The sequence below is a fragment of the Rossellomorea sp. H136 genome (genome assembly GCF_056838065.1).
Map to the genome: position 1 here is coordinate 2,459,287 of NZ_CM166371.1, position 13,603 is coordinate 2,472,889.

General features: G+C 40.2%; 15 protein-coding genes and 2 pseudogenes. 12 read left to right on the forward strand and 5 right to left on the reverse strand.

What is annotated here, in order from left to right; all coding sequences use genetic code 11:
- Positions 1-37: 37 nt before the first annotated feature.
- Positions 38-679: a lytic transglycosylase domain-containing protein gene (locus ACYH0O_RS12370; RefSeq protein WP_482632461.1), complete on the forward strand. Its 642-nt coding sequence runs from the start codon at positions 38-40 to the stop codon at positions 677-679.
- 176 nt (positions 680-855) lie between these two features.
- Entirely contained in the window at positions 856-3,081 is a 2,226-nt protein-coding gene (locus ACYH0O_RS12375) for a DEAD/DEAH box helicase (protein WP_482632462.1), read from the forward strand.
- Between the two features lie 64 nt (positions 3,082-3,145).
- Here the strand turns inward: ACYH0O_RS12375 and selD are convergent.
- Positions 3,146-4,199 (reverse strand): annotated as a pseudogene (selD, locus tag ACYH0O_RS12380) (selenide, water dikinase SelD).
- 329 nt (positions 4,200-4,528) lie between these two features.
- Here selD and ACYH0O_RS12385 point away from each other — a divergent pair.
- Positions 4,529-4,714: pseudogene (locus ACYH0O_RS12385) on the forward strand (Rdx family protein); the annotation flags it as partial.
- A 58-nt stretch (positions 4,715-4,772) separates the two neighbouring features.
- Here the strand turns inward: ACYH0O_RS12385 and ACYH0O_RS12390 are convergent.
- Positions 4,773-5,165, reverse strand: a complete 393-nt coding sequence (locus ACYH0O_RS12390) for an Hsp20/alpha crystallin family protein (protein ID WP_149155866.1) — start codon at positions 5,163-5,165, stop codon at positions 4,773-4,775.
- A gap of 99 nt (positions 5,166-5,264) precedes the next feature.
- Here ACYH0O_RS12390 and selA point away from each other — a divergent pair, with 99 nt between their 5' ends.
- Positions 5,265-6,668, forward strand: a complete 1,404-nt coding sequence (selA, locus tag ACYH0O_RS12395) for an L-seryl-tRNA(Sec) selenium transferase (protein ID WP_482632463.1) — start codon at positions 5,265-5,267, stop codon at positions 6,666-6,668.
- Positions 6,669-6,726: 58 nt separating this feature from the next.
- On the opposite strand, the gene ACYH0O_RS12400 is transcribed toward selA, so the two are convergent.
- Positions 6,727-6,864 (reverse strand): small acid-soluble spore protein P, encoded by a 138-nt coding sequence (locus ACYH0O_RS12400; RefSeq protein WP_113967854.1) that lies wholly within the window; start codon positions 6,862-6,864, stop codon positions 6,727-6,729.
- 117 nt (positions 6,865-6,981) lie between these two features.
- Here ACYH0O_RS12400 and ACYH0O_RS12405 point away from each other — a divergent pair, with 117 nt between their 5' ends.
- Positions 6,982-7,242 (forward strand): hypothetical protein, encoded by a 261-nt coding sequence (locus ACYH0O_RS12405; protein ID WP_149155868.1) that lies wholly within the window; start codon positions 6,982-6,984, stop codon positions 7,240-7,242.
- A 167-nt stretch (positions 7,243-7,409) separates the two neighbouring features.
- On the opposite strand, the gene sspO is transcribed toward ACYH0O_RS12405, so the two are convergent.
- Positions 7,410-7,559, reverse strand: coding sequence for a small acid-soluble spore protein O (gene sspO, locus ACYH0O_RS12410; protein ID WP_113967856.1), 150 nt, complete (start codon positions 7,557-7,559; stop codon positions 7,410-7,412).
- Positions 7,560-7,886: 327 nt separating this feature from the next.
- On the opposite strand from sspO, the gene acnA reads away from it, so the two are divergent.
- The 7 genes from acnA to ACYH0O_RS12445 all read left to right on the forward strand — a co-directional run bounded on the left by acnA (position 7,887) and on the right by ACYH0O_RS12445 (position 13,149).
- Complete coding sequence (gene acnA / locus ACYH0O_RS12415; RefSeq protein ID WP_482632464.1) at positions 7,887-10,598, forward strand: aconitate hydratase AcnA; 2,712 nt, start codon at positions 7,887-7,889, stop codon at positions 10,596-10,598.
- Positions 10,599-10,740: 142 nt separating this feature from the next.
- On the forward strand, positions 10,741-11,328 hold the full coding sequence (locus ACYH0O_RS12420) for a peroxiredoxin family protein (RefSeq protein ID WP_482632465.1): 588 nt from the start codon (positions 10,741-10,743) through the stop codon (positions 11,326-11,328).
- A gap of 148 nt (positions 11,329-11,476) precedes the next feature.
- Positions 11,477-11,623 (forward strand): FbpB family small basic protein, encoded by a 147-nt coding sequence (locus ACYH0O_RS12425; protein ID WP_082892732.1) that lies wholly within the window; start codon positions 11,477-11,479, stop codon positions 11,621-11,623.
- 106 nt (positions 11,624-11,729) lie between these two features.
- On the forward strand, positions 11,730-11,873 hold the full coding sequence (locus ACYH0O_RS12430; RefSeq protein ID WP_149155871.1) for an acid-soluble spore protein N: 144 nt from the start codon (positions 11,730-11,732) through the stop codon (positions 11,871-11,873).
- A 78-nt stretch (positions 11,874-11,951) separates the two neighbouring features.
- A complete protein-coding gene (gene tlp, locus ACYH0O_RS12435; protein WP_149155872.1) occupies positions 11,952-12,176 on the forward strand; it encodes a small acid-soluble spore protein Tlp in 225 nt (74 codons plus the stop codon).
- A 180-nt stretch (positions 12,177-12,356) separates the two neighbouring features.
- A complete protein-coding gene (locus tag ACYH0O_RS12440) occupies positions 12,357-12,773 on the forward strand; it encodes an acyl-CoA thioesterase (protein ID WP_149155873.1) in 417 nt (138 codons plus the stop codon).
- 67 nt (positions 12,774-12,840) lie between these two features.
- Positions 12,841-13,149, forward strand: a complete 309-nt coding sequence (locus tag ACYH0O_RS12445) for a hypothetical protein (RefSeq protein WP_149156085.1) — start codon at positions 12,841-12,843, stop codon at positions 13,147-13,149.
- A 36-nt stretch (positions 13,150-13,185) separates the two neighbouring features.
- On the opposite strand, the gene ACYH0O_RS12450 is transcribed toward ACYH0O_RS12445, so the two are convergent.
- A complete protein-coding gene (locus tag ACYH0O_RS12450; protein WP_482632466.1) occupies positions 13,186-13,476 on the reverse strand; it encodes a HesB/YadR/YfhF family protein in 291 nt (96 codons plus the stop codon).
- Positions 13,477-13,603: the final 127 nt, after the last annotated feature.

The window sequence follows — 13,603 nt, forward strand, 5'->3', positions numbered from 1 at the left end:
AAGAGGAATCAATACTCTTGTAAAGGATCGAGCCTCGATGACTAAAAAATTCGCACAAACAATACGACCCAGTAAGAAAAAACGATCCTCACCATTTAAGATCGTCCTTATACCCATCATCGTCTTAGCTATTTATTTTGCAGTAAATAATGGAGAAACTACTTATAACCTGTCTTCATTTGGTAAAGAAGAGGTCCCCCCCGAATATATTCCCATTTATAAAGCAGCTGAAGAGGAATACGGGGTACCATGGTATTTACTGGCTGCCCATCACCGGGTCGAAACAAAATTTTCCACCATGAAGACTCTTGTGTCTCCTGTGGGGGCTGAAGGACACATGCAATTCATGCCATGTACATTTGTCGGCTGGTCACACCCGAGTTGCTCAGGCTTAGGGAAGGGGAATATTCCACAAAACCAAAAAACTGACCCTAACGTCATCGAAAAGTATGGTGGTTATGGGGTCGATGCAAATGGAGATGGAATAGCCGATCCTTTTCAAATTGAGGATGCAGTGTTTAGTGCTGCTAACTATTTGGAACGAAATGGAGCAGCTGATGGTAAAATCGAACAAGCCGTATTTGCCTACAATCATAGCGACAAATATGTAGAAGATGTTTTGTACTATGCAGATCGATTTGTAGAAGATGAAGAAGAGGAGTCAGGCAAGGCTATGTGATTCCTTGATATTCTTGGAGAAGAGCCGGGTATCTATTTCGGTTCTTTTTTTCCCTTACGTAAAGTTTGTTGTTTTTTACTTTATTCCACTTCCATTTTCTACTTATCATATACACTCACATAATAAATTGTTATGATAAGGTTCGTGAATTTTTTCGTATGGCAAAGGTGATTCAGATGAAAACGACAGAAATGATAGAAGAGTGGAAAACCGCTCTGGATATGGAAATTCTTCAACTAAAAAAACGGGAAACATCAGGAGTTTTGATAGAAGAAGGGAGATGTATCCGAAAAGAAGAAAATGCCTATATTTATTGGTTCACCCTTAGTTATCCTGCGTCTTTACCAGAAGGAGGAGGCGTAGTTTATAAGAGAAAGCAATCAAGAATCACAGGGGTGGTGATTAGTTCAGAGGACAGGGAGTGCATGATTGAACTCGATCAATTCATAGGAGACCCTATTTCTTATGGTCAAATATTACATGAACCATGGGAAATATTAGAGAAGTTAATAGAAAGATTAGACGAAGCAAAAGAGCGCCATGGAAAAACAAAGCGTATTCAGCATGTGATGAATCCAATGAAAGAAACAAGGCATCCTAAGACTACGTTTAAAAACCCTTTACACGAAGCATATGTGCGCAGTAAGTATAATCCTGTTACGTATCTATGGGGACCACCTGGAACAGGAAAAACCTATACGCTTGCCAGAGTAGCTGCTTATCATTATTCAGAAGGAAAAAAAGTACTGCTTCTTTCCCATAGTAATGCTGCAGTCGATGTCCTAATAGAAGAAATGCATCACTTTCTCAGCAGCCACGATCGGTGGAAGAGAGGGGAAGTTATCCGCTATGGTACTAATCAGAAAGCGTATAGTAAAGAAGTTACAGATTTAAGCGTGCTTCAATTATTAGAACAACTTGACCCCAGCCTTGCAGAGGAAAAAGGAAAGGTCGAAACCTACCGTAGAAGGTTAAAAAATAAACTGGCGAAAACGTATTCAAGTTACGATTCAGAACGGTTGTCTCAACTTGAAGTTCATTATCAAAAAATCAAAGAAAAGTTTAAACGAAGAGAAGGTGAACTTGTCACAGACGCAAGGGTCATCGGCACGACTCTCTCTAAAGCTGCGATTGATGGCATTCTTTATGAAGAAGAGTTTGACCTTGTTATCGTGGATGAGGCGAGTATGGCGTATATACCTCAGGTAGCATTTGCTGCATCCCTTGGAAAAAAAATCGTTATTTGCGGGGATTTCAAACAGCTCCCGCCTATTTCTACGTCCTTTCATCCGATGGTAACGAAGTGGCTGAAGGAAGACATCTTTCATTCGGCTCAGGTTGCACATGCTGTTGATAAGAGCAAGGACCACCCTCAGTTATTATTACTTCCAGAACAGCGGCGAATGCATCCAAGCATTTCGGCATTTACCAATCGCTATATCTACCATTCGAAGGTAGGCGATCACCATTCGGTAGAATTGATGAGAGCGGGGATCACGAATAAAATGCCTTTCCCTTCTCATGGAGCTGTATTATTTTCACTTAAAGAAGGTACGGAATGGGCAGAGACTCAAAAAGGCTCACGTTGGAATGTCTTATCCAGCTTAGTGACGATCCAGCTTACTCTGGAGGCGATGGAGGATGGTATTCAATCTATCGGAATCGTGACCCCCTACCGTGTTCAAGCGAAGTGGTATAACCTTTTACTGGACGAATTAGTAAAGACGACAAATCCTCAATTGAATTTATATGCAGCTACGGTTCATGGCTTTCAAGGTTCGGAAAATGACTTGATCCTTTTTGATCTCGTTGATGGAGTTTCCCATGGGAAACCGGGGGCACTACTTACTCGGAAAGGAAGCGATAGGCTACTGAATGTAGCGATTACGCGAGCGAGGGGGAAGTTAGTTCTTATTGGGAACGATCAATTTATTCAGGAGAAGACCCATTCCTCCCAACCCATTCATCAATTCATACGTCATCTTCAACAGGAAGGGCATAAGGAAACAAGTTCCTCATTCAGCCCTTCCTCGACTAAGAAAATGAAGTGGACTGATATAAGTGATCTAAACAGACTGATGAAAGATTTTAAGGCAGCTAAACAAAAGATCGTAGTGAACGTTGGACTTGTGACAGACATCCCTCAAGAGATATTGAGCATATTACACACAGTATCCAGTGAGAAAAACGTCATTATCCAATGTAAAGAAGGCAGTACTTTGCAACCTGGAAACAATTTCAAAATTAAAAAAGCAACAACGGGTATTCCATTCATCGCGTTAGATGAAAAAGTCATTTGGTTCAATTCTTTTGCAAAAGAAAAAAACCGATTCCCTTATCATTTAAGGATTTTATCAAAGAGAATCACGGGTCAATTCCTCAAAATGATCGAAGAAAAATAAGCGGTTGTCCTTCTGAAAGTTAGTAGCTTAAAATCTACTTCTCTCAAAAGGAGCCACCGCTTAATTATTTTTCAACTAGTATACTCCATTTTTGCTTCGTCAGCACACGACCAATTATATTTGCTGAAATCGAGTGAAGACCTAACATCTCTATATACTTTTCCGCCTCATCCTCTGTCAAGCTTACTAATAATCCTCCTGAAGTAATCGCGTCACACACGATCCATTGATCTTCCTTATTGATACTCGGATTATAGTGCACTTTTTCTTCAAGCCACTGGTGGTTCGCTTTCGACCCACCAGGAATGACTCCTTTGGCTGCTAATTCCCTCGTCCCTTCTAATAGGGGAATGGAAGAGTATGAGAATTCGATGGATACGCCACTGCCTTTAGCCATTTCAAAGGCGTGCCCCATTAAGCCAAAGCCTGTTACATCTGTCACTGCATGCGGATGAAAGTCATGTAAAACTTCTGCTGCAGATTTATTTAACATGCTCATGACTTCGACCACATCTTTTTCTTGGTCTGCCGACACCATCTTACGCTTAATACCTGTCGTTAGAATTCCTACACCCAGTGGTTTGGTAAGAACTATAACGTCTCCTTCTTTGGCACCGTTGTTCGTCCAATATTTTTTGGGGTGAACGATTCCAGTAACACTCAAACCAAATTTTGGCTCTTGATCGTCAATAGAATGACCGCCTACGGTCACAGCACCAGCTTCGATTACTTTATTTTGTGCACCGGACAGAATTTCAGTAAGTATTTCACTTCCGAGCTTTTTAATTGGAAACCCTACAATGTTTAAAACCGTTTTCGGCGTTCCACCCATAGCATATACGTCACTTAGTGCGTTTGCCGCTGCTATTTGACCAAATTGGTAAGGATCATCCACAATCGGGGTAAAATAATCTACGGTTTGTACCATAGCCAGATCATCTGTCAGTTGATAAATACCACCATCGTCAGATGATTCGTTTCCTACTAACAATGCTTCAGTAAATGGTTGAGGGGGGTAGCTGACGCAACACTTGCGTCAAGTCACTAGGACTAAGTTTGCAGCCTCAACCAGCTTTTGTAGAAAGTTCTGTTAAACGGATAATTTCTTCCCTGCTCATTCACTTCACCCCTTTATGTATGAATATTTTAATTGTACAGGATAAAAATACAATAGGGCAAAGGAGAAGGGATGGAAGGTAGAAATCAGTCTGGGAAAAGGAGGATTTGCATTTGAAATTATTATAAAATAGGCTTTGCACCTTAATAACAGGATTATATTCAATGATTGAAATCAATAAAGTACTGCAGATTGAAAAGGTAAGTATTTGGAGAAAAATAGAAGCTATGGTATTATGCACACAGGAAAATATATAATAGAAGGAGGAAAATAATGATGAAAAAGGTCTCGATTACAATTGAATTCTGTATGATGTGAAACTATGCACCTAAAGCCGCGAGTTTCGCGGAACAACTGTTTACCCATTTTCGTTCAGACATTAAAGAGCTAAAGTTAATACCATCCTCTGGTGGGGCATTTGAGATTTCAGTAGGAGAAGAAAAGGTTTATTCTAAATTAGATACAGGAGTTTTTCCTGACTTAAACCTCATCATTTCTTCGATTGAATCCCTATAAACATGGTTAAAGGTCTGAGTTTTCACTTCAGACCTTTTCATCTATTTAGAGAGAGTGATTACTCATTAGATAACCCTTGGACTCGGATGACGAAGGAAGTGGGGCTGGGACATTCCTTTTTAGGGACATTGATTTCGATGGTATGATGCTCGATTGAATAGGTGATTGCCCGTTGCTTTAAACAAAAGGGAAATCGAATGGTTCGGTTTCTCTCCTTGATTTCGTCCTTCATCAGTATCGATACGACCAATTGAGTGTCATTTTTCTTAATGATTAATTCCTCTGGATGAATATTTTCCGTTTCTATTTCTACGATAAACGCTTCAGTTGTATCCAGAAAGTCGACTCTAAATTCTTGTTCATCCAATTGAACCGTAGCAGGATCCAATAGCCAATCCTTCATATTCTCCTCCCAGTTTTCTAAATAGAAATCCTCCCTTTCCTTGCTCATTTACACCTGACCCCCAACATATTCTTTTACACATTGTATTCTTGCTAATTTAATTGGTGAGGGTGTTATAATCAGTATTAAGAATAAAGGAGGGTCATAATGAAACAACTCGTCAGACATATCCCACCCATCCACGAACTACAACAAGCCGATGAATTCCATGCCCTCCTCAACAAGCATCACCTCACAAAAGAAAGAGGGACGGACCTATTAAATAAGGTGATTACACGTAGTCGGAGTTCCCTGCTCAATGAACAATGGCAAGGGCCTCATCCTTTATCAGCCGACTTTGTTAAGGAAGTGTTCGCACAAGCAGATACCTTGATGAAAGAATCGTATTCCCTTTCTCTTCGTAAGGTCATTAATGCAACAGGAACCATCCTGCATACGAATTTGGGACGAGCCCGATTGGGACAAGATGCCATTGAACATGTCAAGAAGACTGCAGGTCACTACAGTAATTTAGAATACGATATTGAAGGGGGAAACAGAGGTTCGAGGCATACCCATGCTGAAAAGTTCATCTGTGAGTTAACTGGAGCGGAAGCAGCCATGGTTGTGAACAATAATGCAGCGGCTGTTTACCTTATTCTCACGGCGCTTACAAAACATAAAAAGGTGATTGTCTCCAGAGGGGAGCTCGTGGAAATCGGAGGATCATTTCGAATTTCTTCCATCATGGAAGAAAGTGGGGCTCTGCTCTCTGAAGTTGGAACGACAAACAAAACACACTTAAAGGATTATGAAGAAGCACTATGTGAAGAAACAGCCATGATTATGAAGGTCCATCAAAGTAATTTTGTGATAAAAGGATTTACATCATCCGTCTCCACTGATGAACTTGTTCAGTTATCCCACCGAAATCATCAAATCCTATATTATGAAGATTTAGGGAGTGGGGCTCTTTACGACTTCGCACAACTAGGTATCGGAAATGAACCTTTAGTAAAGACTGTCATTGAAAAGGGGAGCGACCTCGTTTCTTTTAGTGGAGATAAATTATTAGGCGGTCCCCAGGCCGGTATCATTGCAGGAAAAAGACAATGGATTGATCAGCTTAAAAAGCATCAGCTGGCCCGGGTACTGCGCGTAGACAAGATGACGTTGGCTGCTTTAGAGATGACACTTAGGCATTATATAAAAGGGGAGGAGCAGGATAAAAATCCGACCATTGCATCCATTACCCGGAAAAAAGAAGAGATTTTTCAGCAAAGTACAAATTTCGTAGAAGAGGGAAATTCCCTGAAACCGGATTTCAGATTTGAAATAATTGAAGGAAAAAGTCAGATTGGTGGGGGAACGATGCCGGAAGTTGAATTAGATACTTATCTCGTTTCAGTTACTCATGACATACTGTCTGCCCAGGAACTTCATGATCACCTCAGAAAGGGGAACCCTTCCATCATAACAAGAATTCAAGAAGGGACCGTTCTCTTTGATCTGCGGACTGTCACCTCCCTTGAACAAATGGACATTATCCATGCATTAAAGAATCTGCATTAGACGGCAAAAGGGAGAGTGGAGTTGTGATAATACAACTCCACTCTCCCTTATTTATTGCTTACATATCGTGATGGCTATGTTGTTTTTGTCGAGTGTGATTACGATTCTTCACTTTATGTGATCCACTTAAAGGCTCAGGTTGCCCAGACTGCTTCGGAGCATTTTTACGCATATCTTTGCTATCATTTTTGTTCATAAAGCATCCCTCCTGTTCTTAGAATGCTTTGCTCTGAAACAGTTTATTCATGGGTATAATTTTCAGCCGATCTGACCATACTAAAAAAGCTAATTTCACAATAAGGAGAGATCATCCATGCCTTACCACAAAAACAAACAACAAGCGTACCAAGCTGCTGAGCAAAGTGTTACTGAAATACAGAATACAATCAATGAGCTTGTTTTAGATGGAGCTAGTTACGGTTCACAACTGGCTCACTTGAAGAATGAAGTGAACGAAGCGTATCAACAAATTGAAAATGCACTTGAAGTGGCATCTGACACACAAAGAGCACAGCTCCAACAATTCAAATCAGACCTTTCTTCGATCGTCAGTGAAGTAAATGGGCAATCGTAAGAAATAAGAAGGAACAAAACCCGCTCTGCTAAACATTCGCAGAGCGGGTTTAATATTTAAACAAACAGGGTAGGGGAAAAGAGATGAAGATACTTACATAAATGAAGGTGATTAAACCAAACTTAGTATGTTTAAAGCCTCGTTTGTTCAATCACCGATCAATTGAATTACTGATTGGTTTTGCGTTTTTTATTAAACTGACGTTGAGCTTCAGTTAATGGTTCATTTGAATATTCTTCATTGTATCCGGCACCTTTTCCTTGTGCCTTCGCTGCATTCATCCCGTTAATTACATGGTTTGCTTTACGTTTAGCCATTATTGGACACCTCCATAAGGATAGAATGCCACCATCATCAATCGTTTATAAGAGGGAAAGGCTAGCAGATTTATTTTTTCACGATAATAATTTCGTGCAACTGACACGTTTTGACATGGGGAAAAATGTTGATTTACCAATATTTTTCTAAAAACCTAAAGGAGTTTATTATTTTAGATAAGAAAAACTTATCAAAAACAATAACTTTATTGTTATTTACTTATGTAATCGCTTGTATTAAGATGTAAATGTGAGAAAAGTTCGTTAGTTTTTTGAACGAAAACTTTTCGACTTATTGTTTGATGTAGTTTAGAGGGGGAATTCGAAATGGCAAAGAACGATGTATTTAATGCACGATCTTCTTTCGAACTAGAAGGAAAACGTTATCATTACTATCGTTTAAAAGCACTTGAAGAAGCAGGAGTAACAAAGATTAATCGCTTACCTTACAGTGTAAAGGTCTTGCTGGAGTCAGTACTTCGTCAGTTTGACGGACGAGTGATTAACAAAGACCACGTTGAAAATTTAGCAAACTGGGGATCAACTGAAGTGAAAGATGCGGAAGTACCTTTCAAACCTTCCCGTGTCATCCTTCAAGATTTCACTGGTGTACCGGCAGTAGTTGACTTGGCGTCTTTACGTAAAGCAATGGCTGATATTGGTGGAGATCCACAAAAGATCAATCCTGAAATTCCAGTTGATCTTGTTATTGATCACTCCGTACAAGTAGATAAATATGGTACAGTAGGTGCTTTAAAAGCGAATATGGATCTTGAGTTCGAACGGAACGCTGAACGTTATCAGTTCCTTAGCTGGGCACAAAAAGCATTTGAAAACTATCGTGCTGTACCACCAGCAACAGGGATCGTACACCAAGTTAACTTAGAGTATTTAGCGAATGTCGTTCACGCTGTTGAAACAACAGATGGCGATTTTGAAACATATCCAGATACACTGGTCGGTACTGACTCTCATACCACTATGATCAACGGTATCGGCGTGTTAGGTTGGGGTGTAGGTGGAATCGAAGCAGAAGCAGGAATGCTTGGTCAACCTTCATACTTCCCAATTCCGGAAGTTATCGGGGTAAAACTGACAGGTGAACTTCCTAATGGAGCAACAGCTACTGACTTAGCTCTTAAAGTTACACAAGTATTGCGTCAGAAGGGTGTAGTAGGGAAATTTGTTGAGTACTTTGGAACAGGAGTTGCAACGCTGCCACTTGCCGACCGTGCAACAATTGCCAATATGGCTCCTGAATATGGTGCTACATGTGGTTTCTTCCCAGTCGATTCAGAGTCATTAGATTACCTTCGTTTAACTGGTCGTGACGAAGATCATATCAAAATGGTTGAGGAATATTTAAAGAAAAATGATATGTTCTTCACACCTGAAAAGGAAGAACCAACATATACAGATGTAGTAGAGATTGACCTTTCTGCAGTGGAACCTAACCTTTCCGGACCTAAACGTCCACAGGATTTAATTCCGCTAACTGATATGAAAGAATCTTTCAATAAGTCAATTACAGCTAAAGAAGGCGTTCAAGGCTTCGGCTTAGATGCGTCTGAAATTGATAAAACGGCAAAGTACACAACGGAAGATGGTAAAGATGTTGTTATGCCTACTGGAGCGATTGGTATCGCTGCCATTACATCTTGTACAAATACATCTAACCCATATGTTATGCTAGGTGCTGGCTTAGTAGCGAAAAAAGCAGTGGAGCTCGGCATGAACGTTCCTGATTACGTAAAAACTTCTCTGGCTCCAGGATCAAAAGTTGTAACTGGTTACCTTAGAGATTCAGGTTTACTATCTTACCTTGAAGATATCGGCTTTAACCTTGTAGGGTATGGTTGTACGACTTGTATCGGTAACTCTGGTCCATTACGTCCTGAGATTGAGAAGGCTGTATCAGATGCTGACTTACTCTTAACATCTGTGCTTTCAGGAAATCGTAATTTCGAAGGTCGTATTCATCCATTAGTGAAAGCAAACTATCTTGCTTCACCACCACTTGTTGTTGCTTATGCATTAGCAGGTACAGTAGACATTGATCTTCAAAAAGATTCTCTAGGTAAAGATAAAGACGGAAATGATGTATTCTTCAGAGACATCTGGCCTTCTCAAGATGAAGTCAAAGATGCTGTAAAATCTACTGTTACTCCAGAGTTATTCCGTAGAGAATATGAGCATGTTTTCTCTGAAAACGAGCGTTGGAACCAAATCAAAACAAGTAATGAGCCACTTTATAGCTTTGATGACAAATCGACATATATCCAAAATCCATCTTTCTTCACTGGATTAGCAACGACTCCAGAAGATATCCAAGGATTAAATGGACTACGTGTTGTTGGTAAATTTGGTGACTCAGTAACAACTGACCACATTTCTCCTGCAGGTGCTATCGGCAAGGATACACCAGCTGGTAAATATCTGCGTGCTAACAATGTTGAGCCTCGTGATTTCAATTCATACGGTTCTCGTCGGGGTAACCATGAAGTGATGATGCGTGGTACATTTGCGAATATTCGTATTCGTAACCAAATCGCTCCAGGTACAGAAGGTGGATTCACAACTTACTGGCCTGAAAACAAAGTAATGCCAATGTACGATGCTTGTATGAAATATCAAGAAAATGGTACTGGATTAGTTGTACTGGCAGGAAAAGATTACGGTATGGGATCTTCTCGTGACTGGGCAGCTAAAGGGACAAACCTTCTTGGAATTAAAACGGTTATTGCAGAAAGCTATGAGCGTATTCACCGTTCAAACCTTGTAATGATGGGTGTACTTCCACTTCAATTCAAAAAGGGTGATAGTGCTGAATCTCTTGGCTTAACTGGTAAAGAAACGATTTCCGTAAACGTAACAAACGATGTGAAACCTCGTGACATCTTAACTGTAACAGCTGTTGCAGAAGATGGTACAACAACAGAATTTGAAGTGCTGGCTCGCTTTGATTCTGATGTAGAAGTAGACTACTACCGCCATGGTGGAATTCTACAAATGGTTCTACGTAATAAATTAAAGGCATAATGCATGCTGTAAGCCCCGGGTCTTCCCGGGGTTTTTTTTGCTTCAATAATTAAGGATAAAGGTCACTTGAAATTCCATGACTAAATAGAGACAAGCTATCATAAGATGATAGTAATATTATACCTATGAGAGGAGCACTCCTTTGAAATCTATCTTTGGCATGTTGCTTGTAGCTTTATTAGTCTTCACGTTCTATATGGAAAATAAGTCAGAGCCCACTTCCTTTTCTGAAAGCACGTTCGGGCAAGCTGCTGAGTATGATCAATTAATCGATATAGAAGAAGGGGAGGTGTCGGAAACTACTCCTGTAGAGAACTATCCTGGACCGAATGTCGGGGACAAGGCCATCGACTTTAAATTGGATACTTTATCCGGGGAATCCGTCACTTTATCTGAATTGAAAGGAAAGAAAGTGGTTCTCAACTTCTGGGCTACTTGGTGTCCACCGTGTAAAGAAGAAATGCCGATCATGCAGGAGTTCTACACCAAAAACGGAAAGGACGTTGAAATCCTGGCAATCAATATCGACCCCCAATACAACGTAAAAGAATTCCAAAAAGCAATGGGACTCACATTCCCGATCCTATTAGACAAAGACGACAAAATCAACACGGCCTACGACATCCTAACAGTCCCAACCACCTATATCATCAACGAACAAGGAATCATCACCCACAAACAAATCGGCGCCATCACCAGCCTCGAATCCTTCACCGCGTTAATCAAGTGAGGGACGGACCTCTACACATCCTGGAAATTTTGACATCAAATCAAAGCTCTTACAGAACCCGCTTATCGATTGTGACCTTTGTTTAAAATATCTGACATTTGGATATACTACTTATAACAAACCACAATTGAGAGTGAGGCGATTGAACGTGCGCAGACCAAGAAAAAAATCTTTTGCAGATCTTGTGAAAGAAAATAAAAAACAGCTCTTGTTGGATCAAGATGCCATTGATGCCATTGAAGAGCGAATTGATGCAAGACTGGAAATAAAACGCCCAATGGGAAAAGCCGAGTAAGAAATTACGAGGCTTATTTTTTTGGTTTTAAATATTCATACTGCCAATTATTACGCCTTTTTTTACTTCTCTCTTTGGTAATCATATTAGTAAGGAGGGGAAGTTTATGAGTAATCCTAAAGGAAGTAGAAAGCACTTTGTACCTAATCATCTTGGAACACAACCAAGAGCAGCAGGCGGAAACAACGGAAAACAAATGCAAGATAAATCAGGTAAGCATGCACAAGTCATCCAAACAAAGGGTGAATAACGCTTACCTTTAATCAAAAATGAAAAGGGACCGGCCTTAAGGTCCGTCCCTCAATACAAATAGCAGGAGGAATGCAGGATGGCATGGGATAAACCGAATCCGGATGATCGTAGTGATAATGTAGAGAAGCTTCAAGGCATGGTTCAGCACACGATTGAGAATATGGAGAAGGCTGAGGAGTCGATGGCTTTTACAGACAGTGAAGAGCAGCTTCAGTCTATTAAAGCGAAGAATGAGCGTCGCAGAGAAAGCCTGGAAGCTTTCCGTAATGAAATTAAAGACGAAGCTAATCAAACAGAATAATAAACGGGATCATCTGCAACCCGAACGGAGAAGGCTCTTCAGAGAACCTTGCTGTTCGGGTTCTTTCATCAATCAAACAGTCATCAGGTCCCACTCACTCCTAAGCCTATTTGTTCAATGCCTTCTCCAATCTATGTTAAAATAAATAAGGATACTGATTACATGAAGAGGGTGTAGAGGATGCATATTGCTGAAAAAACCATAGAGGTACGATACGCAGAAACCGATCAAATGGGAGTTGTGTATCATGCGAATTATCTTGTATGGATGGAATTAGGAAGAACGCAGCTTATAGAAGATCTCGGCTTTAAGTACGCTGATATTGAAAAAGACGGGATTCTTTCTCCAGTTATTGATCTTAATGTCAGCTATAAAACACCGGTTCGTTACGGTGAAAAAGCGTTTATAAAAACGTGGGTTGAAGAATATGATGGGCTCCGCATTACATATGCTTACGAAATCTATAATGGTCAAAACCAGCTGGCCATCACGGGACAGTCGAAACATGTTTGCGTTAAGCAAGAAAACTTCCGTCCAATTTCTATACGTAAAATGTTTCCTCATTGGCATGAAGCATACGAGAAGGTCAAGAAGTAATTTCTACATAATTGAAATATCCTCTTGAAAACTACTTTACAGAAGCATAATAGAAAGGAAAATCTCCATGGCATTCGGCTTAACCAAACATGAATTACATGCATGGAAGCAGTGTGTAAAACGGGGTGAGATTGCATTTCTCACTCATTATTGGCTTGATGACCGATTCCCCCATGCACGATCTGTCACGAAAGTGGGTTGTTGTGATTTAAATACATTATCAAAGTGGGGAGATAAGTACGGGTTGAAAAAAGAATGGATTCATGAGAGGGAAGACGGATTTCCCCATTTCGATCTACTGGGAGATATTCAATATGACATTCTACTTAAAGAGGGTCTCCACGACCATATCTCACGCTTTATAAACCGAAAATAAAGAGGCTGGCGAATGCCAGCCTCTTCCCATGCTACCTTACTTTTTGTACTCATATGAAGGTTCTTGAAGCTTATCGTCAAACTCGACGAATAAATCATGACCATCAAAAAACCATAAATCTCTCTCTTCAATAAAAAATTCCCTGTTCTCGATTTCAATTCGTTCGCCGAGATCAACCGGTTCGTCTTTGTTCACTCCTAATGAAAAACTATCATGCAGAGGACTGGAACCTCCATATCGTACATAAAAACGAACTTGATCGCCTTCCTCTACAAGCATTTCGTTCTTAAACCACGTCAGAGCTTCTTTTGAAATATGTATCTTCATTGATGAGACTCCTTTCTCTACAGGTATTCCTCCAGAGTGTTTCATGTTTCTTTACAAAGAAGGTTTCATTTCATATTATATACATAGAAAAGAAGGAACATCTACTAATACGCATAAAGGATGAGAT